Here is a 23984-nt window from a genome sequence, read left to right on the forward strand (position 1 = left end):
CGTCACCGTCACCGACCCGCGGCGCGGCCTGCCGCTGCGGACCACCGACGCCAACCTCAAGACGACCTCCCAGACCTATGACGCCCTCGGCCGCCGCACGGCCGTGTGGCTGCCCGGACGAGCCCAGGACCCGGCCACCCCGGCCAACCTGACCTTCGCCTACCGGGTGTCCAACCAGGCCGGAGTGCCGTCCACGATCACCACGTCCACGCTCACCCAGGACGGCGACACCCCCGTCTACACCACGTCCGTGCGGCTCATCGACGGCTTCGCGCGGACTCGGCAGATCCAGGAGACGCCCAAGAACCCCGCGTACAAAGCCGGCCGGCTCATCTCGGACACGGTCTACGACTCACAGGGCCGTACGGCGTTCACCGACGCACCGTGGTTCAACAACGCGTCGGCCCCGTCCGAGACGCTCGTGACGACGGCGGAGAGCGACATCCCCGCCCAGACACGCACGGAGTACGACGGACGGGGACGCGCCGTGGTGAGCGCCTTCCGGTCCCTGGGCGTGGAGCAGAACCGCACCACGACCACGTACAAGGGAGCCGACCGCGTCGACGTGGTCCCGCCGAAGGGCAGCTTCCCCACCACCACGCTCGCGGACGCCCGGGGCCGCCGCACCGAGACCTGGCAGTACCGGACGGCCACCGCCACCGGCTCGGCCCTCGACGCCGTCATCAGCCGGTACACGTACACGGCCGACGGCAAGCCGCTGACCCGGACGGACGCGGCCGGGAACACCTGGTCCACCGAGTACGACCTGCGTGGCCGGGAGACCGGCCACAAGGAACCCGACAAGGGCGTCTCCCGGCAGACCTGGGACGCGGCCTCGCGCCTTGCGACGACCACCGACGCCCGCGGCACCACCCTCAGCTACAGCTACGACCTGCTCGGGCGCAAGACCGGGCTGTACGAGGGCGACATCACGCCCGAACACCAGCTGGCCGGCTGGACCTTCGACACCGTCCCCGACGGCAAGGGCAAGGCGGCGAGCTCGACACGGTACGTCGGGGGCCGTGACGGCAAGGCGTACACGACGGCCGTCACCGGCTACGACGACGGCTACCGGCCCCTGGGCAGCAAGCTGACCGTCCCGGGTCCTGAGGTCGGCCAGCAGGCCGGCACCACCTTCACGTACACGACCGCGAGCGGATACGACCCGGTGACGGGCACGCCAGTCAGCAGCACGCTGCCCGCGCTCGGCGGTCTGCCCCGGGACGACATCGCGTACTCGCTCAACGACTACGGCCAGATGTTCTCGTACATGGGCGCCACCACCTATGACGTGCAGACGGAGTACGACGCCTTCGGGCGGGTGGTCCGATCCACCGTGAACCCCTGGGGCAAGCAGGTCGTCTCGACGACCGACTACGACCAGTCCACCGGGCGGGTCCGCAGCCAGTTCGTCGACCAGCAGACCGCGCTGAAGGGATCCGTCCAGCAGACCGACTACACCTACGACCCGTCCGGAAAGATCACCTCGATCACCAACCTCCCGGACAACACGCCCTCCCTGCGTGACCGCCAGTGCTTCCGCTACGACGAGCTGAACCGGCTCGCCGAGGCCTGGACCGACACCGGCGGCATCTCTGTACCACCCGCCTCCGAGTACCGGACCCTCGACCAGGGCGAGTGTGCCAACAGCCGGCCCAGCACCGCCACAGTGGGCGGACCCGCCGCCTACTGGGACGAGTTCGGGTACGACCTCACCGGCAACCGCACTTCGCTGGTCCGGCACGACCCGGCCGGCGACCGCGCCGCCGACGTCGCCGTCACCCAGACGTACGGCACGGCCGGGGAGCGCAACGCCCCCACCACCGCGCCGGACACGGGCGGCGGCACGGGCGGCCCGCACGCGCTGCTGACCGCGGAGACGAAGACCGGCTCCACGGTGACCGGCACCGGCCGGTACCAGTACGACGCGATGGGCAACACCACCCGGTACCAGGACCCCGCCTCGGGCACGGCCGAGGTGACCTGGAACAGCGAGGGCAAGCCGGCATCGGTGACCACGGCCGACCGGATCAAGGGCATCGCCGGCAAGTGCCTGGACCTGGACGGCACCGGGACGGCGGACGGCACCGCCCTGCGGATCGCCGCCTGCGGCTCGGCCGCGGGGCAGAAGTACCTCGTCACCGGCGACCGGCTGATCACCGCCGACAAGTGCGTGACCGCCACGGGCACCCTCGCGGGCAGCGCCGTGGAGCTGCGCGGCTGTGACGGCCGCCCCGGTCAGACCTGGAAGTCCCGGAGCGACGGCACGCTCTACAACCCGGACTCCACCCGCTGCCTCACCGTGCCCCAGGGCGCCACGGCGGACGGCACGAAGCCGGTCCTGGACGACTGCGCCCTCACGCCGTCTTCCGCCCAGCAGTGGACCATCCCGAAGTCGACCACCACCTACCTCTACGACACGGAAGGAAAGCTGCTCGTTCGCCACAGCCCTGGCACGACCGTGCTGAACCTCGGCGACGACCAGCTGAGCGTCGACACCGCCACGGGCGCCCAGACCGGCACCCGCTACTACCCGATCCCGGGCGGCATGACCATCGTGCGCGTCGGGGCCGGCACGGCCAAGGGGGCGTTCACCGTCCAGACCGCCGATCATCACGGCACGAACACGCTGAGCGTCGACCTCTCCTCGGGCGCGGTCAGCCGACGCGCCCAGGATCCCTTCGGCAACCCGCGCGGCGCCCAGCCGGCGGCGTGGGCCGGGGACCGGGGATTCGTCGGCGGCCGGCTGGACCCGGGCACCGGGCTGACCCTGCTCGGCGCCCGCCAGTACCAGCCGAGCACGGGCCGGTTCATCAGCTCGGACCCGCTGCTCGACTCGGACGACCCGCAGTCGTGGAACGGTTACGCCTACAGCGACAACAACCCCGTCAACGGCAGCGACCCCAGCGGGCTGTTCTGTGACGGCTGCTCGGTCGACAACCCGGACTCGGCGTGGATCGACCACGGGCCCGGCTGCACGAACAGCGGCTGCTACCACGAGGACGGCAGCCACACCGACCTCAACGGTTACTGGACGTCGGGCAAGGTGTACGGGCCGTACAACCCGTGTATGTGGTGCAAGCCGAAGCCGCCGGTGGACCCGTGCCCGTACTGCGTGAAGAAGCCGTCGGGTTCGACGTCCAGCGACCGGGGCCCGGGACCCTGGAAGCCCAGGCCGACTCCGGCCCCGGCGGGGTCGCAGCCGGGGCCGTACGGCGACATGATTCCGCCGAGCAACAAACTGGCGCCGATAGCGCATGCGTACACCCACACCGAAGACGTGGGATCGTCTCGATGGATGAGCCCCGAAAAACTGATGAGCGACTTCCAGCAGCATCCGCTGCAGTTCTTCCCCTTCCCGGTCGAGGGCTGCACTTCCCTGACCGAAGGGGCCGAGTGCCGTCTCAAGCCCGGCGAGCTCATCCCCGGGGGCATGTACGTCGGCGGCAACGGCGTCGTGCGGGTGCACACCACGCCCACCAGCACGAGCTTCGTCGTCATCTCCCAGAACTACTTCGACGATCCGGGTTCGGTCATCACGTTCACGACCTCGGAGAAGAACGGCAGGCTGATCATGACTCAGCGAGGCGAATCCACCGGTTCCAACGGGATGATCTGGGCTGGGGTCAAGGCCGGCCTCGCTGACTACTCGTGGGGGTTGATGGGCGACAAGCTCCGCGACCACGTCGAGCCGCCGGTGACCCAGTCCCAGCTGTCCTGGTCGCTCACCTGGGACAAGATCCGAGGAGGCTTGGGCTACTAGTACTGCGGTTGTGGCGACGAGGTCACAGCTCTACGGGCTGTGACCTCGTTGTCTGTGATGGCCCCGCGAGCGCCGTTCCCACCGGCCTCTCGGCCCACTGAGCAAGCAGCAGCGGCTGCTCGTCCACGGACTTCAGCAAGTCTGTGAACTGGCCGGCATCCGGTGCAGCCGGAAGGGCGCAGCCGATCACCGTGCTGCTCGTCGCACGTTGACGGCCAACCCCCCAAGCGGGCCGCGGCCACGGTGTTTGCCGTACCGCCGCGCGCCGAGCGTGGGCGGGTGTAGCGCAGGATCAGAACCCCGGCCCCCAGCGGGGGCCAGGCCTCCGATCAGCACCACGGCTGACGCGGGGCGAACTGACTGACCAGGATAGGGAGACCCGGCCCTCTTCGGCGTCGCCGGTGACGGAGGAGACCACGGAGCGGCGTCCTCGATGGGCGGTCAACTGATCGGCAGGGTAGGGGCCTTCGGGTCGCTGCTGCGCGGGCAGCGGTGACTGCTTCGGGCGTCGCTGGCAACGGGGTCCGGCGGAGCCTCGTCGTGCGCTTGCCGTCAAGTGCACTCCAAGTCCTAGGCTGACGCTCCCAACCCACCCCCTGCCTGCGACGGAGTATCGGTATGCGCTATCGCTTCCTCGGCAAGACCGGTATCGAGGTCAGTAACCACTGCCTCGGTACGATGATGTTCGGTGCCGTTGGCAACCCCGACCATGAGGACTGCACACGCATCGTCCATGCGGCGCTCGACGCCGGGATCAACTTCGTGGACACCGCCGACATGTACTCGGCCGGCGAATGCGAGGAGATCGTCGGCAAGGCACTCAAGGGCAGACGCGACGACGTCGTGCTCGCCACGAAGGTGCATTTTCCGCTGGGGGAGGGACGTAACCGAAGTGGCAATTCGCGCCGCTGGATCCTCAAAGCGGTCGAGGACAGTCTGCGGCGCCTGGACACGGACTGGATCGACCTCTACCAGGTGCACCGTCCCGACCACACCACCGACATCGAGGAGACGGTGTCCGTTCTCAGCGATTTGGTGAGGGCAGGCAAGATCCGGGCGTTCGGCTGCTCCACGTTCCCCGCCGAGGATCTCGTGGAGGCTCACCATGTGGCGGAGCGGCGCGGTCTGATGCGGCTGCGCACAGAGCAGCCGCCGTACTCGATTCTCGCGCGCGGTGTCGAGCGGTCCGTGCTGCCGACGGCGCAGCGCCTGGGGATGGGAGTGCTGACCTGGGCGCCGCTCGCTTCGGGATTTCTGTCCGGCGCCTATCGTGAGGGCCGGCCCGTCGACCTCACCGCCGGCCGTGCCAGGCTCACTCCGCACCGCTTCGACCCTGCCCTCCCGGGCAACGCCGCGAAGCTCGCGGCGGTCGAGCAACTCGTCACTCTCGCTGAGGAGGTGGGCTGCACCCTGCCGGAACTGGCCGTCGCCTTCCCGTTGGTGCACCCGGCCGTCACGTCAGTGATCATCGGGCCGCGCACCATGGACCAGCTCACCTCGCTGCTCAAGGGGGCCGACCTGCTGCTGGACGACGCGGTGCTCGACCGCATCGACGAGATCGTGGCGCCCGGCACCGATCTCTATCAGGCCGACGGTGTCTGGCAGCCGCCCTCGCTCACGGAGCGTGCGTGGCGTCGGCGCCCGGCCGGGGAGCGGGCGGCTGCGGACTGAGCCTTGCCGTTCGAGCCGGAACGGCTGCCTTCTCGCCCGAGGCAGCAAGGGCGTTGATGAGGCGGGAAACGGCCGGATCGGATGCCGCCAGGCCGAAGACGGCCCAGGCGGATCAGGTCGATCGACGCCTCAGGCATGAGGGCGCCTTCCAGCTCGGCTCCAGATGCGACACACCTTCACTCGTCGTCGCCGGAGCCGGGCTCGAAGGTCGGGTTGAGCGCGTACTGCGCCACTCCGAACGGCTGGAAATCGGCATCGGCAAGGACGCGGTAGAGGAACTCCGCGGTGGACATGTCGTAACGGTGCCATGGGCCGACGTCATCGGCCCGCGCAAGGATGGGGTACTCGCCCGGCCGCTCGGCATCGATCAGCCAGCAGTACTCGTCGGCCCATTCGGTGGAGCCCCACTCAACCAGCCCCTTGCCGCCCGGCGCGTAGACCGCATAGGGATCGACGGCGGAGACGTCTCCGAGCGCGCTGTCCTGATCGGCCGACAGGGCGGCCCGCCACTGTCTCAGGAAGTCGAACGCGAGGCCCCCGTCGCGCCCCAGAAAGTAGACGCAATCACTGAAGACGCCGCCGCCGAACACCTCGTAGAGCTCCTTGTAATCCGCCGGCAGCGGAACCCCCAACTCTGCCTCGATCGCCGTCCAGTCGACGGAGATCCCGAGCGGCTTCCACCCGGTCAGTTCGATCACTCGCTGAACCCACATACAACAACCTTTCAGAAAGGATGGCCGGCGGGATCGGCATATGTCCGCCAACTCCGTCCGGTCGCAGCGTGGCCCAGTCCTCGCTGAGCGCCCATCGGGTCGAAGCAGTCCAGCACCACGCACTGCAGATCAGCGAACATGGGGGCAGATCCTAGGTGGCCAACTGAAGGCCCGACCACTCATAACTGAGTTCGCAGAGACGGACCCTGGTCAAGTTCCCCGGCTCTTCTCGCAAGACGTTGTGGAGAACGGCCGTAAGGGGCAGACAGCAGCTGCAGATGCTCGCGATAAGCCCGTGCCAGCAGCACTTCCAGCCCTCACCAGCCGACAGGCGCCTGTCGCAACCGGGCCAATGCTAGTGTTGATCCCCGTTTGGTCGAACACTGCTGACCACAGTGCGCGATGGAACGGCGATACGCCGATGCCGTAGGGGGACAGGGAGAATGTCTGAGGCCACGTCCGAAGACGTGTTCGACGGCCGCGTGCTTGAGTGGCGCAGGGAAGAGGGATGGGGAGTCCTTGCTTCCGATGCTCTTCCGGACGGGGTGTGGGCACACTTTTCGGCTATTCAGGCTGAGGGCTTCCGCGAGCTGACCGCCGGTCAGTCTGTCAGGTTTTCGGCCGAGCAGGCCGAGCAGGACGGGTACCGCTGGCGTGCTGTGTCTGTCTGGCCAGAGGGCGCAGCACACCCCCGGCAAAGCGGAGACGATGGTCCGGCCTATTCGTCCAGCCTGCACATCACTTTCGATTCCTGACCCGCCGTCATCGCCCGCCCGGATTCATTTCCGTCAATCGCTCAGCGGCAGCGTGATCTCTCCTGTTGCGCGATCGCAGTTCTCACCCTCTGTGCCCTTCCCGCGCACGCCGGGCCGGGACGCAGTACTCCGCACCTTCGAGGCAGCACAGGCCTTGCCACGGGCAGGAGTTCAGCGCACGCGGCCGACTGATCGTCTTCGGCAAGCTCGTCGAGGAACGGCCGGGGAGCCAGGCTCAGCCACCGGCGTTGACCGGCTGACGGCCGGTCAGGTCGCGGTTCCGGCCCTGGAAGGTGCGGCGGTACGCGGCGGGTGAGACGCCGATCGCGGCGGCCAGGTGCTGGCGCAGTGAGGAGGCGCTGCCGAATCCGGCGCGCTCGGCGACCTGGTCCACCGGCAGGTCGCTGGACTCCAGCAGCCTGCGGGCGAGTTCGAGCCGCTGGGCGGTGAGCCACTGGCCGGGGGTCTGGCCGGTCTCGGCGAGGAAGCGACGGCTGAAGGTGCGCACACTCATGCCCGCCTGGGTGGCCAACTGGGCGAGTTGGATGGGCCGGTGGAGCTGTTGGAGGGCCCACTCACGAGCCCCGGCGGTGTCGCTTGCGCTGTTGTCGGGGACGGGTCGGGCGATGTACTGGGCCTGCCCGCCGTCGCGCCACGGCGGAACGACGCAAAGGCGGGCGACCTGGTTGGCGATCTCGCTGCCGTGGTCGCGGCGGATCAGGTGCAGGCAGAGGTCCATCCCGGCGGCGGCGCCGGCCGAGGTGAGTACGTCGTCGTCGTCCACGTAGAGCACATCGGGATCGAGCGGGGTCCGAGGGTACTGCTTGCGGAAGCGCTCGGTGTGTATCCAGTGCGTGGTGGCGGGCCGGCCGTCGAGCAGTCCGGCGGCGGCGAGGACGAATGAGGCCGTGCAGATCGACACCAGGCGGGTCCCGGGCCGGATCTGGGCCAGAGCGGTGGCGACCGGTTCCGGGAGCGGGTCGCTGCCGCCGATCGGGTCTTTGATGGGCGCCACGATCAGGGTGTCGGCGGTGGCGATCACGCGTGCGTCGTGCTCGACGGCGATCGAGAAGTCCTCGCTGGTTTGCACCGGCCGGCCGTCCGGGGTGCAGGTGAGCACCTCGTAGAGCCGGTTCCCGTCCGGGCCGTAGGCGAGGCCGAACGTCTTGGCGGGGATGCCGAGTTCGAAGGGGATGACGCCGGGGAGGGCGAGGACGACGACGCGGTGCATGGTCTGCTGCATGGCCAGATTCTCTCACTTATTGTCAATCTGGCCACTCGTTTCGGTTGTTCGGCGGCGTCAGTCTGTGGATCAACCGCGAACGAGATCGCGAACGAGGTCGCGAACGAGATGGGGGATGATTCGGGATGGCGGAGAAGATGCTGGCCGTGGCCTTCGAGGAGCCGGGCGGGCCGGAGGTCCTGAAGGTCGTCGAACGGGAGCGGCCGGTACCCGGCCCGACGGAGATCCTGGTCCGGGTGCACGCGGCCGGCGTCAACCCGGTGGACTGGAAGACCCGGGCGGTCGGTGTCCTGTACCTCCCGGGTGATGGCATCGTGGGGTGGGACGTCTCGGGTGTGGTGGAGGCCGTCAGCCGCGGCGTGACACTCTTCCGGCCGGGCGACGAGGTGTACGGCATGCCGGGCTTTCCTCGGATGGTCGGCGGCTATGCGCAGTACGTGGCCGCTCCGGCACGCCATTTCGCCCCCAAGCCGGCTGGACTCGACCATGTGCAGGCGGCGGCCCTGCCGCTGGCCGCGCTGACGGCCTGGCAAGCCCTGGTGGACACGGCGGCCCTGCGGGAGGGGCAGCGAGTCCTGGTACACGCCGCGGCAGGTGGCGTGGGGCACCTGGCGGTGCAGATCGCCAAGGCGTACGGCGCGTACGTCATCGGCACCGCCAGCGCGGGCAAGCACGAGTTCGTGCGGGGGCTGGGTGCGGACGAGGTGATCGACTACACGGCGGTCGACTTCGCGTCGGTGGTCTCCGATGTGGACGTGGTGATCGACCCGATCGCCGGGGACTACCAGGAGCGCTCGCTGTCGGTCCTGCGGAACGGTGGCACCTTGATCACCCTCCCGGCCCGTGAGACCGAGGCGCTCGCCTCGGCTGCGGCCGCGCGCTCCATCCGCTCGGGCTTCATGCTGGTCGAGCCGGACCAGCGAGCGCTGTTGGCCATCACGGAGTTGGTCGACACCGGCAGGCTGAAGGTCCACGTCGACGCCGTCTTCCCGCTGGCGGACGCCGCCAAGGCCCACGAGCTCGGTGAAACCGGGAGGACCACGGGGAAGTTGGTGCTCACCGTCGGGTAATCCTCGCCCCGGGCCTGACCGCCGCCTGGCGCAACGCGCCGGCCGAGCTTCCCGGATCCATGCATTGCCGGACCCTGATGAATAAAGAGGCTTCCTATCGTGGCAAGTAGTCAGCAATCAGCCAGCCCGCCGTCAGTGGCCGCGAAAGCTGACGCCATTCCGTGGATGACGATATCGGTTGTCTTGTCCGCCCTGTTCATGGCGGTCCTCGACTCGTTCATCGTCGTGGTCGCCGACCCCTCGATCGTGGCGGACCTGCGTGCCTCCGCCAGCGATGTCCAGTGGGTTCTGGCGGGTTATCAGCTGAGTTACGCGGTCTTCATCATCACCGCTACTCGCCTGGCTGACCTGTACGGTCGCAAGCGGATTTTCCTTCTCGGGGTGGCCCTGTTCACTCTGTCATCAGTCGCTTGCGCGCTATCACCGAACGCAGGCAGCCTTATCGCCGCGCGTGTCATCCAGGGCCTGGGAGCGGCCCTGATGGTTCCCCAGGTGTTCGCGTACGTCACCGTGCTGGTGCCGACGGTGAGGCGGCATAGCGTGTACGGCGTGGTCGGCATCGTCATGGGTATGGCCACCATCGGCGGACAGCTCATCGGCGGACTGCTGATCGGCGCCAACCTGTTCGACTCCGGCTGGCGCCTGGTGTTCTGGGTGAACGTGCCGATCGGGATTGCCCTGTTCCTGCTCGCCGTTCGATACGTGCCGAAGACAGGCTCGGCTGCCACCCGCAAGCTGGACATGCCCGGCGTCCTGGTGCTCAGCGCGGCCCTCTTCCTCCTGGTGCTCCCGCTGATCCAGGGGCAGGAGGCAGGCTGGCCGTGGTGGGTCTGGGCCTGCTTCGCGGGCAGCGCGGTCGCGTTCGGTTTGTTCGTCGCGGTCGAGCGGGGCCTGGAACGGCGGGGCGGGGATCCGCTGGTACCGCTGACGCTGTTCAAACAGCGCTCGTTCTCGCTCGGGATCATTCTCGTCCTGGCCCTGTACGCGCTGATCTACTCGTACTACCTGGCCTTGTCGGTGACGATGCAGCAAGGCCTCGACATGTCGGCGCTCGGCGCGGGCCTGGTCTACGCGCCGGCAGCCACCGCATTCTTCGTGTTCAGCATGGTGGCGAGCCGGATCATCCCGAAATATGGACGACGTGTCCTTGAGGTCGGGGCGATCATAATGGCGAGCGGTTACCTGGTGGCCGGCCTCTTGCTGGTGTCCGGCCCGCGGATCACTCCGCTGCTCGTGATTCCCGCCCTCGTTCTGCAGAGCGTCGGTGGCGGACTGGTCATCACACCGGCGCTCAATACAGTGCTGAGCCGCGTCAGGCCGGAGTCGGCCGGTGTCGCGTCAGGGGTCTTGTCCACGGCCCAGCAGTGTGGCGGAGCGCTAGGCGTTGCCGTTATCGGAGCGGTCTTCTTCGGCTCGTTCCATCCCGCGGCAGACGGCAGGGTTTCCGCCGCCGGTCACGCCTTTGCCGTCGCGTCCTTCGGGGTGTTCGTCATCGCTGTCATAGCGGGCATTGTCGTCTTCCTTCTGCCGAAGCGGCCAGCGGCCCAGGCCTGAGCGCGAGGATCACCAGTCTTGGCCAGGCTGCGGATGCAGCGGGCCCAGCCATAGCGACGTCCGGACAGGTCAGTTGTCCGGACGTCCGCCTTTTGGAGAGCACCGGCCAGGCGCTCGTCACGCCTGCAAGGGCGGCTCTGGGGCCTTCGAGCGGAACGTGGTGGCGCAGGACTGGTCGGGCCCGACGGCACCGCCTACATCGGCGTCTTCAACGGACTCGCCGCCGGGCTGGCGTGCGGTCGCGAGTTCATCAGCCTGCTGCGGGGAGAGACCCCGCCCGCGTACGACAGATGGGCCCGCTGACCGGGTCAGCTACGCGTTTGGTCAGCATCGGGTCTGATGAGCACATTGACCCAGCGTTCACGGCACCGCGGTCAGATCCAAATCCAGCTGAATTCACGGGGGATGGACCGCTACCGCCGAGGCTGCCCCCTCATCCGAAGGACAGCCGAAGCGCCTGTCACTCCTGGAGTCAGACCTCCGAGCGGAGCCACAGCAATCATCATTGTCAGTCCTCGTTCGTAGGATCACGGCATGTCTGATGCCTTCACCGTTTTGTGGACCCATGACACGTGCCGTGCGCTGCGTAGTGCGGGTCGCGTGGGAGAGCGGCCGCCGGTCGCCTTCAGCGGCGTACATTCCTCCCTGCCCGCATGGTCGGGTGCCCGAGCCGGGGACGAGGTGTACGCACTGCACGTCAACCGGTGCGTCGTGTATGCGGTGAGCCGGATGCGGGTGATTGACATGGAGCGGCGCGACTGCTGCGGCACCATGCCCACGACGTGGCAGGATCCGGCGTTTCCCGGGCACGGTGACTGGTCGATGCTCGGCGCCGGCGGCTGCGGCGCCGCCGCAGTGCACGTGGACGCGACGCCCGTACGCTTCGACATGCCGATCCCTGGTGAACTCTTGGCGAGACTCACTTGGCGTAACCGCCGGGGCCAGACCCGCGGTCTGAAGTACGTGGTGGATGGCCGCCTTGAGCGCTCGGTCAGCCTCCAGGGCTTCTACCGACTGACCTCCGAGTCGGCTGACGAGCTGGCGGAGATCGTGAGTAGCGCCGCCCCATGATCTAGACGAACGACGGGGTAACCGGATTGACTTGTCGCAGCGCAGGTTGAGCGACCCTCATCCACGACTGAGCGCCGGTTCATGCCCGACCGGAGGGGCGAAGACCCGGCAGACTTCCTCATACCGCACGCGGCGCAGTCCAGGTACTCCGCCCCTCTTCGTCTTCGACGACCGGCTCCGGAAGGGCAGCCCCGATCGTCAGCTCGACGGCGAGTTCAGCAGGGGCTCCAGGAGACGCCGCTGGTCCGCCGCAGCGGGCAAATCGCTGACCTGGCCGTCCCCGACTTCCACCACCCGCCAGACGCCGTCGGAACGCAGGGCCAGGTCAGTGGTGACGAACCGGCAGTCAAGGGCGCGCACCAGCGGTGCCACGCGGGCAAGTTCCGGGCCTGGCAGGGACACTGTGTCCGTGTCCGTGTGGGCGTCCGGGTGCAGGGTGACCAGGGACGGCTCGCCGTCGATCCACCACACCCGGAGCTCGTCGCCGGTGAAGTCCTCGAAAGCGCGCAGGACGATCCCCCCGGCAAGGAAGTCCTCCTGCAACTCCGTGAAGCGCCTGACCACGGCCGCCAGCCGCTCCGTGTCGGCGGCGTCGGGCACGAAACACGCCTCGTCCCACTCGTGCTTGCGGGACTTGACGTAGTCCTTGACCACGACCGGCCCGTGGCCCAGCGGTGCGGCGAGCGAGGCCAGGCGCGCTGCCGGAAGCGTGAGCCCCGGCTCCGCCGGAAGCCAGACGCTGCGGGGGGTCACGGCCGCGAACGTCTCGTACCAGCCTGGCAGTTCATGGGCTCTGCGGTAGCGGAGCGCATCGGTCGCCAAGGGGCTGCCGCGCTCGGCCAGCGCGTCCGTCAGTCGGGCGTAGCGGCTGCCCGGCAGCATCCAGCCTCGGTACCAGAGCGGGCCGAGACCGCGCGGCACGCCAGCCACGGCCTCTTCGGCATGCCCCCGCATCAGGGCGTCGTGATCGATGAGTGCGACGTCACCCCCCAGGGCCTTGGCGGTCTCGGCCGCTGCCGAGAAGTGCGGTTCCGGACGACGAGGCCGCAGCGGGTCGCGACATGTCAACAGGGCAGCCGTCATGGACGCAGCCTAAAGGGTCTTGCAGAAGGCCTGGCGGGACTCGGGCCTGGCCGAGCATTGAAGACCCCGGCCGCGGCCCACTGACCAGCGTCCGCAGGTCGGGAATCGGGCCGCGCTCACCCATCGGCAGCAGTGGATCGCTCATCGCCCACTCGCCGTCCGTGGGACCACTGATCACCCCGAGTGCCGAACGGACCGCTCTACGTTCTCTGCGGGATGCGTGAGCCCTTCGGATGGTCTCCCCATGCCGGGGCGTCGGAGGCATCACATGGCCGCGATCTGGGCCGGGCTTACTCCGAGGGTTCACACAGGCGCACGGCGAGGGCGGCGATGTCGTCGTCAAGGCGTCCTTTGCTGTAGCGGAGGAGGTCGTGGTGAAGAGCCGTGAGCAGCTCGTGGGGCGGTGTCGGGGGCTGTCGGCGCATCCAGGCCGCCAGCGGGAAGAACTCGCCGTCGCGGGCGCGGGCCTCGGCGACCCCGTCCGTATAGAGAAGAAGCAGGTCGCCGGGGGCGAAGTCGAAGGTGTCGACGTTGTAGTGATCGCCAATCAGCTCCGCGAGGTTGAGCAGTGGCGAGGGGGTGGTGGGCTCGAGGGTACGGACTTCCCCGCGGTTCAGGAGCAGCGGCGGGGGGTGTCCACAGTTGAGGATCTTGATGCGTCTGCCCCCGTGCGGGATCTCGGCGAGCAGGGCGGTGGCGAAGCGCTCCATCGGCCCCTCGGGGGGAAACGCGGCGTTGTAACGGGTGCTGCTGGCGTCCAGTCGGCGCGCGACGCTGACAATGTCGGCCTCGCCATAGGCCGCCTCCCGGAAGGCGTTGACGATCGCCGCGGCCTCCCCCACTGCCGGCAGGCCCTTGCCCCGCACGTCACCGATGAGAAGCCTGACCCCGTATCGTGTGTCGACCACCTCGTAGAAGTCCCCGCCAATACGGGCCTCCGCCGCGGCAGCGAGATACAGCGACTCGATCTCGACATTCCCGAAGCGGCGCGGCATAGGACTCAGCACAACCTGCTGCGCCGCGTCGGCGACGAGCCGCACCTGAAAGAGGGTCCGCTCCCGCTGGAGCCGGACATGACTTCCGTACGCGGCCGCCACGGTGACCGCGATGATCCCCGCAGCCGTCCACCACGTCCCAAGACCGGGAAACACGAGGCTGAGGCCGATCATCAGAAGGAGGCAGACCGTCCCCAGCAGGACAGTGGGGAGCACCGGCCACATGGCGGCGGCGAGGGCCGGCGCCGCGGGCAGGAGGCGGCTGAAGGCCATGTCCGGGGGAGTGGCGTATGCCAGGCTGGCGATGACGGCGGTCAGGATGACCGGCGACAGCCGCACAAGCCTCCCCCGGCCATGGCGACGACGGAGCCGTGGCCGTCCGGACTCGATCACACTTCATAGAATATCTATGCAATGAGGGCATAGCGCTCTGACGGATACGAGTCGGCCGCCTGCCCCGGACCCGGCTCGTCGGCTTTGTTCGTGTCGCACCTGTTCCGCGCGACTCCGGCAGGGCCAGCGGGAACCTACGACGCCCCCCCGTGATGCAACACACTGGGCACCAAGAGGCAGGGAGTCCTGTTAGGGGCCGAAAGAGTGAACGGCGGAGCGGCAGACGGCGCCTGCCCAGCCGGGGCTCGGCCGGGCGGTCGGCGCGAACGCGCGGTTCCGACGGAGCAGAGGCGTTTTGCCGCCGGACCGGTTGGCTATGCGGGCCACGGCGGGTGCGTCATCGAGGAGCTCTGCTCCTTGGAGCCGACACCGGTGGGCGAGACCTTCGTCTACGCCGAGAAGCCGCACGAGACCTTGCTCCACCGGTACTGTCTCCGGCACCGACCTGGCCTTGGCGGAGCAGCTCGCCTTCAAGGCTGCCGTCTTCATCGACAATGCCCGTCTGTACGGGCGCGAGCGCGAGCATGTCGTCTCGGTTGCAGCGCACCCTGCTGCCGCGCGTGACTTCGGCGACGCCGGGCCTGTTGGTGCATGCCGAGTACGCCCCTCACGGCGTGATGGCCCTGCCCATCGGGCGGACGGCCCTCTTGATGGGCGACGTAACGGGGCACGGGCTGACCTTGGTGGGCCCGACCGCCGCCTGGACGGTGGTTGTACCGTCGCGCCGAGAGGTGCACCGAGGGCTTCAGCACCCCTCTGCACGGTTCTGGCGTTCGTGCAGCTCACCCCCGTAGGCCAGCCCGAAGCCAATACCAACACCTCTTTCTCCGCGCCAGTCGGAGGAAGAGGACGATCCAGCAGCCAGAGCTGCGGGCTGGTCAGCGCGGTGTCCACACGGCGCAGCGGGCGACCGGTGTACCTCTTCCCGGTCGCGGAGAGTGCATGTGGTCGAGCTGCCTGTGCCGCCAGGGGTGTCTCCCGGCTTCGGTGACAGTGAGACCAGACACTGTCCCTGTCTGATGGAACGTCAGATAGGTACTGCGGAACCGCTCTGAGGCCCCCTGTTTCAGTGGTGTGTGCCGTCTCACGCGCTCAAAGGGTCGTCCAAGTTGTCTTAATCACAGCGCATATGTCCATTTAGCGTCCATGCTCGAAACGGCTACCGACTCCCGAAGTGGAGCTCATCGGCATTCTCTTGGGCACGAAGTTCAAAGTGGCCCAAGACATAGCACTTGTGATGCTCCTCATCGTTCCCCCTCGAAAGGTGCCCATCATGGCCGCTTACCTCTGTCCGCCTGCCGTGATACACGGCGAGCACGCCGTGGAGACCAGCCAGATCGTGGCGGAGGTGCGCGACCGGCACCCGCACGCGGCGTGGGCGCCGCGGATCGACGGCATCGCGGCCAGTACGGGCATCGAGACCCGCGGGTGGATGCTGCCGCTGGAGGCGGCCGTCGCGCGCGGCAACCGCGGCGGCCTGCGGGATGTCGGCATCGGGGCGGCCCAAGAGGCGCTGGCACGCGACGGGTTCGCCCAGCAGGACGTGGACCGTGTGATCGCCGCACTTGAGGCGATACCTGCGCCGCAGACCGTCCAGGAGCGCACCGCGCCGGCTTGGGAGGCCGTGCAGTCCTACGGGGAGCGTGCGGCGCGCGGGGCCCTGCAGATCGCCGGGCTCGACGCCGCAGACATCGACTGCCTGATCACCAGTCACTCCACCACCCCGGCGCTTCCGGGTCTGGACATCGCCCTGGCCAACAAGCTTCCGCTCCGCAACGACGTGAAGCTGCTGCCGGCCACGCAGTGGGCCTGTGTCGCGGGGACCCGCTCCCTGGCGCTGGCGGCGGATCTCGTGGCCGCGGACCCCGACCGCGTGGTCCTGGTCGTGATCGCGGAGGCGCTGAGCACGACCTACCAGCCCGCGGACGACACCCTGGAGTCCCTGATAGTCCGGTTGCTGTTTGCGGACACCGCGGTCGCCGCGGTGGTCACGGGCCGCCCGAGGCGCGAGTCGGTGCTGCGGCTGGACGCCGCCTGGCACTACACCCTGCCCGGCACCCAGGACCTGCACCGCCTGGATACGCGGTCGGACGGCACCCACTTCGTGATGGACCGGCGTGGGCCGCGCGCCGTACAGGAGACGGTCACCGCGATGTGGGAGTGGCTGCGCGTCCGTTACCAGGACCACCCCGACTCCTGGCACCCTGACGTGCTGCTCGCGCACCCCGGCGGGACCCGGGTGCTGGAGTACATGGAGCAGACGATGCCCGACGCGTGGCCGCCGGGGCTGCTGGACTACAGCCGGGACAGCTACACCAGTGGCAACCGCGGAGGCGCCGCCGTCTTCGACATCATGCGGCGGGCGCACGACGCCGGGCAGAAGTCAGGCGATCGCGCCGTCCTGTACGCGGCGGCACCGGGTCTCACCGCCACCGCCCTGGAAGGGGAGTGGCTGTAGCGCGAGCCCGCGCCACCCCCACCAGCAAACGGGCCACCCGCATCATCGGTCACGACAGCGGTACGCCGAGGGCGCCGTCCGTACCGTCGGTGGCGCCGGCTGCGCGCACGCCGCCCGCACACTCGCCGCGCTCCCAGACGACGGTCGCGCCCCCGCCCCGCAGCTACGTCACCTCGCGACTACCGCCCAGACCACCTTGCCGGTGTCCGTCCACCGCACCCCCCACCGGGTGGTGAGCCTGTGCACGACGTGCAGGCCACGACCGCCGTCGTCGAGGATGCCGCCCCGGCTCAGACGTGGCCTGCCGTTGCCGGTGTCGCCCACCTCGCACAGCAGGCCGTGACCGGCCCTGATCAGCCGTACCGTGATGGGCCCGGTGGCGAAGCGCACCGCGTTCGTGACCAGCTCACTGACCAGCAGCGGCACGTTGTCCAGGGTGTCGTCCCTGGTGCGCCATTGCCGCAGCAGGGCGGAGACCTGCGCGCGGGCACGGGCGGGCGCGTCGTCGCGGGCGGGCAGCCGCCAGGTCGCGGTGTCCCCCTTGCGATAGCCGATCATGCGCGCGAGCAGCAGGGTCACGTCGTCGCGCTGGGGCTCGGGCGCCAGCGCGGAGGCGACGCGCCGTGCGGCCTGCTGCAGGGCGTCCCAGGGGTGCACCGTGGACACGGCGTCCGCAAGCCTGTCGATCCCCTCGTCGATCGACACGACCGGATCCTCCACCAGACCGTCGGTGTAGAGGGCGAGCAGGGAGCCCGGTGGTGCGCCGAACGTGTGCACGTCGAACGGCTCCCGCAGCGCGAACTCGGCGCCCAGGCCGGGATGAGGGCGGACCGCGATCGGGCCCGCATACCCGTCCGGGGACACCAGGACCGGGGGGAGGTGGCCGGCGCTGGACAGCGCCACATGGTGGCTGACCGGGTCGTAGAGGGCGATGCAGCAGGTCGACCCGAGGGCGCTGTAGCCGGCCGCCAGCCCGGACTCCGCGTCGTCCAGCAGCGTCACGGTCTCGTCCAGGTGCTCCAGCACCTCGTCGGGCGCCAGCCCCGCGGACAGCAGCGCGCGGGCCTCCATGCTCAGCTGGCCCATGACTGCCGCGGCCCCCAGGCCGTGCCCGACGACGTCACCGACCACCAGCGCGGTACGGCCGTCCGGCAGCGGAAAGCTGTTCACCCAGTCACCGCCGACGCCCGCACTGTCGGGGGTGGCGGGCTGGTAGACGCTGGCGATCTCGATGGTGTCGCCGCCCATCCGGGGCAGCAGCCGACGCTGCAACGCCAGCACCTGCGTGTGCTCGCGCTGGTGCTGACGGGCCAGGTCGACGTGATGGGCGGTCCTGGCCACCAGTTCCTGCAGGTCGAGCAGCTCGCTGTCGCGGAAGGGGCAGTCCGCCCGCCGCCAGACCTCCGCCAGGCCCAGCACGACGGGCGGCGCGCCGTCCAGGACCAGCGGTATGCACGCCACACCCGCCGACCGGTCGCCGGGCACCAGGGCACGCATCACTTGCGGACTGCCGAGTACCCGCTCGACCGCCTCCCGGTCGGGGATGACGATGGCCTGCGGGGCGTCGTTCCGCTGCACCGCCTGCGCCAGCAGACGACTCGCGTCGCTGGGAAGATCGTCGCCCGGAGTCACGTAGCCCTCGGGCCACGCCCGGTCCGGCACCAGGGCCGCCCGCCGTAGCCGGATGCGCCCCTGCGCCTGCCCGGTGACCCCCTCGCCCGTCCACACGGCGAAGTCGAGGTCGATGGCGGCCACGTCTCCCCAAGCCAGCAGGGACTCCGCCAGCGACTGCGCGGTCTCGCCGATGTCCAGCGAGGTGCCGATCGCGGTCTCGGCGGCGTACAGGTGCAGCCTCCTGGCCATCGCGATCACGGAGACGGTCAGACCCTCCTGAGGCACCGCGGCGGGCAAGATGCTCAACGAGACCACCAGCTCCGACCCGTCGCCGCGCCGCAGGCGCTGGATCCGGGCGACATGCGCCTCACCGGTCTCCAGGACCTGCCGCAACCGCCGTGTGACCGTCGGTACGTCCCCGGGGGGCAGGAGATCGACGAAGGGCCTCCCGGCCACGGCGTCCAGACCCGCAAATACGGGGGCGTCCAGATTGCAGCGGGTGATTCTCAGATCCCTGTCCAGGTTGACCGCGCCGAGAATCTGCTCCTGACCGCCGGCTGCCGGGTTGTCGGGTACGCGTCGGCGTGTGATGCCGTCGCCCTGCGCGTCGGCAGGACCGGTGGCCGCTGCCGCTCCGCCGCGCGGGATGTAGCGCCCCAGGGCGCCGCTGACCAGGTCGAACGGCGAAGAGGACGAGGGGGAGGGTGTGGAGTCCATGCGGCTCTCTCAGAAATCCCCGGTGCAGCGCCGGGGCCGTACTCGGACCCGTGCGACGGGGCCCCGAGATCCCTGACCGCACACCTCATTGAATAACACCGGGGGTCGCGTCGCGCCCAGAGCAGCGGATCGCGCGGTGAAAAAGGAGCGCAGGCGCGCCCTCGAGCGCATCCCCCTGAGCTCCGGCCGGCGCGCGCCTGAGGGGAAGGCGTCCGGTGTCAGCGCAGCCGGACCGGCAGGGTGAGCAGTCCCCGGTGCCGGGGGTTGTCCTGCCATGCGGGGGCGCGGTCCGGGTCGGCAAGGCGCAGAGCGGGAAAGCGCCGCAGTACGTGACCGAAGGCGATTTCGGCCTGGAGGCGGGCCAGCGGGGCGCCCAGGCAGTGGTGAATGCCGTGGCCGAACGCCAGGTGCCCGGAGGTGTCACGGGTGAGGTCGAAGCGGTCGGGGTCCGCGAAGACCTCCGGATCGCGGTTGGCGGCCAGCAGCGCGATCTGCACGAACTCCCCGGCCGGGATCGTGGTGCCCTCGATCGTCACCGGCTGCGTGGTGTAGCGCAGGCTCGCGATGCCGAACGGGCTCTCGTGGCGCAGGACTTCCTCGGTCAGGCCGGGGATCAGCGAGGCGTCGGCGCGCACTGCGGCCGACTGCCCGGGGTGGGAGAGCAGGGCGTAAAGGCCGTTGGCGATCAGGTTGACGGTGGTCTGGTGGCCCGCGATCACCAGCAGGAACGCCATCGAGGTGACCTCCTCCTCGGTGAGACGGTCACCGTCGTCGCGGGCAGCGACGAGAGCGGACAGGAGGTCGTCGCCCGGGTGGGCCCGCTTCTGCTCGATCAGGGCGCGCAGCCGGTCCAGCATCGCCTCGGCCGTCGGAACGGACACCTCGCCGTCGCCCTCGTTCCCGGTCACCGTGTGGCCCCGGACCTGGAGGATCCCGGGGTCGCCCGGGTCCGCGCCGAGCAGGTCGAAGATCACCGCCAGCGGCAGCGGGAGCGCGAACCGGCCGATCAGATCGACCTCGTCCCTCCCGTCCAGGGCGTCGAGCAGTGCGGTGACCCGGGCCTCGATCCTGGGGCGCAGCTCCGCCACCCGCCGCTGCGTGAAAGCCTGTTGCACCAGACGGCGCAGCCGGGTGTGGCGCGGCGGGTCGGAGTTGAGCATATGGGTGGTGAGCGCTCCGCCCGGACCGCCGGTGGGCAGTCCCGCGTACCGGGCGAACGCCTCGGTCGCGCCGTCCTTGCTCAGCCGCGGGTCGGCGAGGGCAGCCCGGCAGGCCGCGTGCCCGGTGACGACCCAGCCGGCCAGAGGCGCGGCACCGGAGAAGCGGACCTTGCGGACCCCGCCCGTCTCACGCCAGCGCCGATAGATCTCGTGCGGGTGGCAGGCGAAGGACCCGTCCACCCTCTCGGTTCTGTCGGACGGTTCAGGCAGCGGCACGGCGCACCCTCGTCACCTCTACGTCCTCCACGCCGAGCAGTCCGACGAGGGGCACCTTCGCGGAGGTCTGCCCGGGGGCTACCTCCAGGCCCGATGCGCGGATGAGGTCCAGGAGCAGTTCGGCGAGCGGCATCACCATGTGCCGGCCCCAGCAACGCTCGGAGGAGTGGCCGAAGGGGAGGTAGCCGGGAGCGGTATCCGGGTCGAGGGTCTCCCAGCGCTCCGGGCGGAACTCGTCCGGGTCCTCCCACAGCTTCGGGTCCCGGTGCGAGAGGAGAGGCAGCAGGAGGACGTCGTCGCCCGCCCCGATGCGCTCGTCGATCTCGGGGTATTCGGGGCAGGCGTTGCGCAGGATGTTCCAGGACGGCGGCAGCAGCCGCATGGCCTCGTACAGGATGTGCCGGTTCGGCGTCTCGGGGTCGAACGGCGAGCCGAGCCACAGTGCGTTCGCGACGAGGGTGGACACCGTGAAGCACACGGGGGCCGCCGCGCGCCGGTACATGCCCATGGCGTAGCGGCGCTCGTGATAGCCGGTGGCGTCGGCCGTCAGGCCCGCGATCGCGGTCAGCGGGGCTCCCCGCCGGCCGACCCGCCCCGGGAGCGCGGCGCCCGCCGCGATCACCGTCCAGGTGAGCTTGGGGGTCAGTTCGAGGTTGCGGCTCATCAGGATCCGCAGCCGGTAGGGGTCCTGGCCGAGTATCAGGTCTCGCAGGAACAGATGTCCCCTGAGGGGCCAGACCCCGGACAGATCGACGTCCTCGGGCCGGGGGCGGGTCCTCTTCAGCGCCTCGCGCACATCGCCGCCGATGGTCCGCATCACCGAGGAGGCCTCGCTGCGGGGGATCGAGCGCCCGTGCAGCGGCTTGAACGTGGGCCGTTCGGTCTCGGTGGCCCGGCGGGCGGCGAGGATCCGGTCGGCGACCTCGTGTCCGGCGATCCCGATGGTGTCGGGTTCGAGCCGGAAGACGTCCTGCCCGAGGTGGTCCCGGAACAGGGCGGCGAGTCGTGGGTGGAACACCGTGGCGCGCATGGAAGTCTCCGGGGAGGCCGAGGGGGCAGGCGACGGCAGGCGGCGTCGTCCCCGCCTCGCGGCGGGGACGACCACTCGGCCTAGTACCAGAAGTACCAAGCACTGGCCTTCAGGCTCTTCTGCGCGGACACCTTGTTGCGAATGGCGAAGAGAAGCTTCATCACTGCACCCCCTTTCCGGGTGGAGATGTCACGCACTTCCTCGTGCGGAGGTCGTGCGCAGCTGGCTCGACAAAGATGTGTCAGGGCGATCAACGAATGATGAATGCCCAGGCCAGGCAGCTGGTTGTCGCAGCCGCGCATGACGAAGTCCCCGCCTCTGGGCAGTCCGCTGTGATGTTCTCGGCCCCGGCGATCACGAGACTGAGGCCGCCGACGGGCCCGGTCACTGTTTGGTTTCCCGACCGCAGGGTGGCGGTCGCAGACGGCACGGCGACCGGGAGGTCCTGGCGGCGATCGTGTTCGTTGCCACCTCAGGCCGCACGTGGAACCAGTTGCCGCCCGGCTTTGGCCCATCGGGCGTGACCGCGTTCCGCCGGTTCACCGAGTGGTCGCAGGCTCGCGTGTGGGCCAAACTGCATCGCCTGATCCTCGACGAACTCTGCAGCCAGAGTGAGCTGGACCGGACAAGGGCTACGGCTGCTCCCACCTGCGGCGATGGTTACGCATGCGCGGCATCGCCCGGCGCATCGCCCGCCGCGGCATCGAGGACTCCACGCACCTGGGCCGACATCGCCGCCCATTCCTGGCCTTCACCGCGATCGCAGCCCTTCCACCTGGAGGAGGCGCAAGGGTGGCAATCCACTCCGCCGCTCGGGGCGATTGTGGCGAGCCCAGCTGTGGTGGTGGCAGCACGCCGCCGGTGTCGGCAGCGCCCGCCTACCGCCGCTTGGGTCAGCTGTCGGCTTCGTCCTCCGGCCCGGGCGCGTCGCCGATGGCGACGCGTAGGTCATGCACGCCTTGCAGGATGTCGATGAGGGCTTCTTCCGCCCCGCTCAGGGCGTGTCGGGTGCCCTCCGTATCACCGCGCTCCGCGTGGAGTTGAGCGCTGAGCGCGTACACCGCCGTCATGACGGCGGCGAAGGCGGCCTCTCGGCCGGGTGGCAGTTCTTCCGCCTCGGGTTCGGAGACCTGCACCGCAGTGCGCTGCAACCTGTTCGTCACGACGTTGACCGCGAGGCCGGGATCCGCTTCCAGCTGTTCCCACCAGCCGAGCAAGGTCTCAAGGACGTCCTCGATCTCTTCTTCCTCGGTCAGACGGGTCGCGGCGGTGATCTCGAGCTCCGTTTTCGCCAGCAGACTGCCCAGCAGGTGCAGGCGGTCTTCTTCCTGCGGCCCCTCGGGCCGCTTCTCCGGATCTGCCGCCGGCTCAGCCGCCAGAGCGGCTAGCGCTGCGTAGATCTGCTCAGCACTCACCGGGCGCTCGCTACTGATGCTCACGTCTTCAGCTTCACCCAGCAAAGGCGTACCCGCCCACCCAGACACACGGAATCTATCCACAGGTAAGCCGTTCTGGCGTCGGTGCCCGCTTCCGCGTGTGAGGCGCCGTAAACGCACCGAAAGGACACGGCCTGTGAAGCGCACCGACGCCGCCGCTCCTACAAGGCCGGTGGGAGGCGCAGCGCCACCCGCCTGATCCGGCTCGGTACCTTCACCGAGGGCGGCTACCTGGTCGACGCCGCCTACGAAGTTCGCCCGGTCGCTGTCAGCAGCAACCTCCACCCGCCCGGCTTCGACGAGATCATGCCCAAGACCCTGGCCATGGCCACGGTCGACCGGGCACGGTGACGTCCGGGTCATTCCCGAGCTGCTGGGCGAACCGGAAGCGGAGCATCCGAGCTGAACTACCTGACCGGCCCGGTCAGATCTGTTCCTCGGACGCGGCTGGGCGACCACGCGACCGGTCCTGCGCAGCCTCAGCCCCTCGGCGCGCCGTCCTCGTGCAGAGGACCGGCGGTGGGCATGCCGAGGTCGGCGCGGGGCGGCGCTGTCCCGCAGGCGGCTGCCCGTCGTCGTCGAAGAGCCCGGTGACGGCGGCTACGGCCAGCACAGCGAGGGCGGGCACCCAAACGGCTCCGATCGCGGAGGCAGCCCCGACCCCGCCCAACAGGGCCAGGAGCGGTCCCGCGCCGCACACCGCGCACGCGGCCACCGCAGCCGCTCCGGCGTCCGACGGGGTGGTGGTCATACGGGTGCTCCAAAGAGGTCGTCCAGTATCCCGGCGGCACCCTCTGGTGCGCGGACCGTCAGCTGGAGGGCTTCGGGGGTCAGGTGCAGGGTGAAGTCGAAGAAGGCGCAGCAGCTCTGCTCGGCGGCGGCGAGCGCCGCGATCTGGCCGGCGAGGTCGGCGTCCGGCGGGAAGGACAGCCGCGCTCCGTCGTCGGCCTCTTCCCGTCGGTCGGACATTCCGATGAGCGTG

The 23984-nt window shown here is 69.5% G+C and carries 18 protein-coding genes and 3 pseudogenes; 10 read left to right on the forward strand and 11 right to left on the reverse strand.

The features are described 5' to 3' along the window. A partial coding sequence (locus ACWD3E_RS26960; RefSeq protein ID WP_451390151.1) for a ricin-type beta-trefoil lectin domain protein occupies positions 1-3763 on the forward strand: 3763 nt, incomplete at its 5' end. A gap of 618 nt (positions 3764-4381) precedes the next feature. Further along, positions 4382-5434, forward strand: coding sequence for an aldo/keto reductase (locus tag ACWD3E_RS26965; protein WP_451390152.1), 1053 nt, complete (start codon positions 4382-4384; stop codon positions 5432-5434). 176 nt (positions 5435-5610) lie between these two features. On the opposite strand, the gene ACWD3E_RS26970 is transcribed toward ACWD3E_RS26965, so the two are convergent. Beyond that, positions 5611-6132 carry an SMI1/KNR4 family protein gene (locus ACWD3E_RS26970; protein ID WP_451390153.1) on the reverse strand — a complete coding sequence of 174 codons (522 nt, stop codon included), beginning with the start codon at positions 6130-6132 and terminating at the stop codon, positions 5611-5613. Positions 6133-6590: 458 nt separating this feature from the next. On the opposite strand from ACWD3E_RS26970, the gene ACWD3E_RS26975 reads away from it, so the two are divergent. After that, entirely contained in the window at positions 6591-6902 is a 312-nt protein-coding gene (locus ACWD3E_RS26975) for a cold-shock protein (RefSeq protein WP_451390154.1), read from the forward strand. A gap of 235 nt (positions 6903-7137) precedes the next feature. Here the strand turns inward: ACWD3E_RS26975 and ACWD3E_RS26980 are convergent, their stop codons facing one another. After that, positions 7138-8145 (reverse strand): GlxA family transcriptional regulator, encoded by a 1008-nt coding sequence (locus tag ACWD3E_RS26980; protein ID WP_451390155.1) that lies wholly within the window; start codon positions 8143-8145, stop codon positions 7138-7140. 125 nt (positions 8146-8270) lie between these two features. Here ACWD3E_RS26980 and ACWD3E_RS26985 point away from each other — a divergent pair, with 125 nt between their 5' ends. The 3 genes from ACWD3E_RS26985 (at position 8271) to ACWD3E_RS26995 (ending at position 11840) form a co-directional block, all read left to right on the forward strand. Continuing rightward, positions 8271-9215, forward strand: coding sequence for an NADP-dependent oxidoreductase (locus ACWD3E_RS26985; protein ID WP_451390156.1), 945 nt, complete (start codon positions 8271-8273; stop codon positions 9213-9215). A 99-nt stretch (positions 9216-9314) separates the two neighbouring features. After that, positions 9315-10769 carry an MFS transporter gene (locus tag ACWD3E_RS26990; RefSeq protein ID WP_451390157.1) on the forward strand — a complete coding sequence of 485 codons (1455 nt, stop codon included), beginning with the start codon at positions 9315-9317 and terminating at the stop codon, positions 10767-10769. Between the two features lie 534 nt (positions 10770-11303). Continuing rightward, positions 11304-11840 carry a hypothetical protein gene (locus ACWD3E_RS26995; RefSeq protein WP_451390158.1) on the forward strand — a complete coding sequence of 179 codons (537 nt, stop codon included), beginning with the start codon at positions 11304-11306 and terminating at the stop codon, positions 11838-11840. 198 nt (positions 11841-12038) lie between these two features. Here the strand turns inward: ACWD3E_RS26995 and ACWD3E_RS27000 are convergent, their stop codons facing one another. Both ACWD3E_RS27000 and ACWD3E_RS27005 read right to left on the reverse strand, forming a co-directional pair. Beyond that, complete coding sequence (locus tag ACWD3E_RS27000) at positions 12039-12923, reverse strand: ATP-grasp domain-containing protein (RefSeq protein WP_451390159.1); 885 nt, start codon at positions 12921-12923, stop codon at positions 12039-12041. Positions 12924-13213: 290 nt separating this feature from the next. After that, entirely contained in the window at positions 13214-14257 is a 1044-nt protein-coding gene (locus tag ACWD3E_RS27005; RefSeq protein WP_451390160.1) for a PP2C family protein-serine/threonine phosphatase, read from the reverse strand. Positions 14258-14750: 493 nt separating this feature from the next. On the opposite strand from ACWD3E_RS27005, the pseudogene ACWD3E_RS27010 reads away from it, so the two are divergent. Both ACWD3E_RS27010 and ACWD3E_RS27015 read left to right on the forward strand, forming a co-directional pair. Next, a pseudogene (locus ACWD3E_RS27010) lies at positions 14751-14988 on the forward strand (serine/threonine protein phosphatase); the annotation flags it as partial. A 596-nt stretch (positions 14989-15584) separates the two neighbouring features. After that, the gene (locus ACWD3E_RS27015) at positions 15585-16769 is read left to right on the forward strand and encodes a type III polyketide synthase (RefSeq protein ID WP_451390161.1); all 1185 of its coding nucleotides are present in this window, start codon (positions 15585-15587) and stop codon (positions 16767-16769) included. A 168-nt stretch (positions 16770-16937) separates the two neighbouring features. On the opposite strand, the gene ACWD3E_RS27020 is transcribed toward ACWD3E_RS27015, so the two are convergent. From ACWD3E_RS27020 to ACWD3E_RS27035, 4 genes are all read right to left on the reverse strand, one after another. Then, positions 16938-19100 carry a SpoIIE family protein phosphatase gene (locus ACWD3E_RS27020; RefSeq protein ID WP_451390162.1) on the reverse strand — a complete coding sequence of 721 codons (2163 nt, stop codon included), beginning with the start codon at positions 19098-19100 and terminating at the stop codon, positions 16938-16940. Between the two features lie 218 nt (positions 19101-19318). Next, positions 19319-20500, reverse strand: coding sequence for a cytochrome P450 family protein (locus tag ACWD3E_RS27025; protein ID WP_451390163.1), 1182 nt, complete (start codon positions 20498-20500; stop codon positions 19319-19321). A gap of 22 nt (positions 20501-20522) precedes the next feature. Further along, a complete protein-coding gene (locus tag ACWD3E_RS27030; protein ID WP_451390164.1) occupies positions 20523-21566 on the reverse strand; it encodes a cytochrome P450 in 1044 nt (347 codons plus the stop codon). Positions 21567-21646: 80 nt separating this feature from the next. Further along, positions 21647-21868, reverse strand: a complete 222-nt coding sequence (locus tag ACWD3E_RS27035) for a tryptorubin family RiPP precursor (RefSeq protein WP_451390165.1) — start codon at positions 21866-21868, stop codon at positions 21647-21649. A 98-nt stretch (positions 21869-21966) separates the two neighbouring features. On the opposite strand from ACWD3E_RS27035, the pseudogene ACWD3E_RS27040 reads away from it, so the two are divergent. Then, positions 21967-22334: pseudogene (locus ACWD3E_RS27040) on the forward strand (transposase); the annotation flags it as partial. Between the two features lie 125 nt (positions 22335-22459). On the opposite strand, the gene ACWD3E_RS27045 reads toward ACWD3E_RS27040, so the two are convergent. After that, on the reverse strand, positions 22460-23005 hold the full coding sequence (locus tag ACWD3E_RS27045; protein ID WP_451390166.1) for a hypothetical protein: 546 nt from the start codon (positions 23003-23005) through the stop codon (positions 22460-22462). A 216-nt stretch (positions 23006-23221) separates the two neighbouring features. Between ACWD3E_RS27045 and ACWD3E_RS27050 the strand changes: the two are divergent. Next, a pseudogene (locus tag ACWD3E_RS27050) lies at positions 23222-23344 on the forward strand (ATP-binding protein); the annotation flags it as partial. Positions 23345-23426: 82 nt separating this feature from the next. Here ACWD3E_RS27050 and ACWD3E_RS27055 read toward each other — a convergent pair. Together ACWD3E_RS27055 and ACWD3E_RS27060 are read right to left on the reverse strand one after the other, a co-directional pair. Continuing rightward, on the reverse strand, positions 23427-23753 hold the full coding sequence (locus tag ACWD3E_RS27055) for a hypothetical protein (protein WP_451390167.1): 327 nt from the start codon (positions 23751-23753) through the stop codon (positions 23427-23429). Beyond that, the gene (locus ACWD3E_RS27060) at positions 23750-23971 is read right to left on the reverse strand and encodes a hypothetical protein (protein WP_451390168.1); all 222 of its coding nucleotides are present in this window, start codon (positions 23969-23971) and stop codon (positions 23750-23752) included. The genes ACWD3E_RS27055 and ACWD3E_RS27060 overlap by 4 nt, the downstream gene beginning before the upstream one ends. Between the last annotated feature and the right edge of the window lie 13 nt (positions 23972-23984).

This window comes from Streptomyces sp. NPDC002676 (assembly GCF_053592455.1).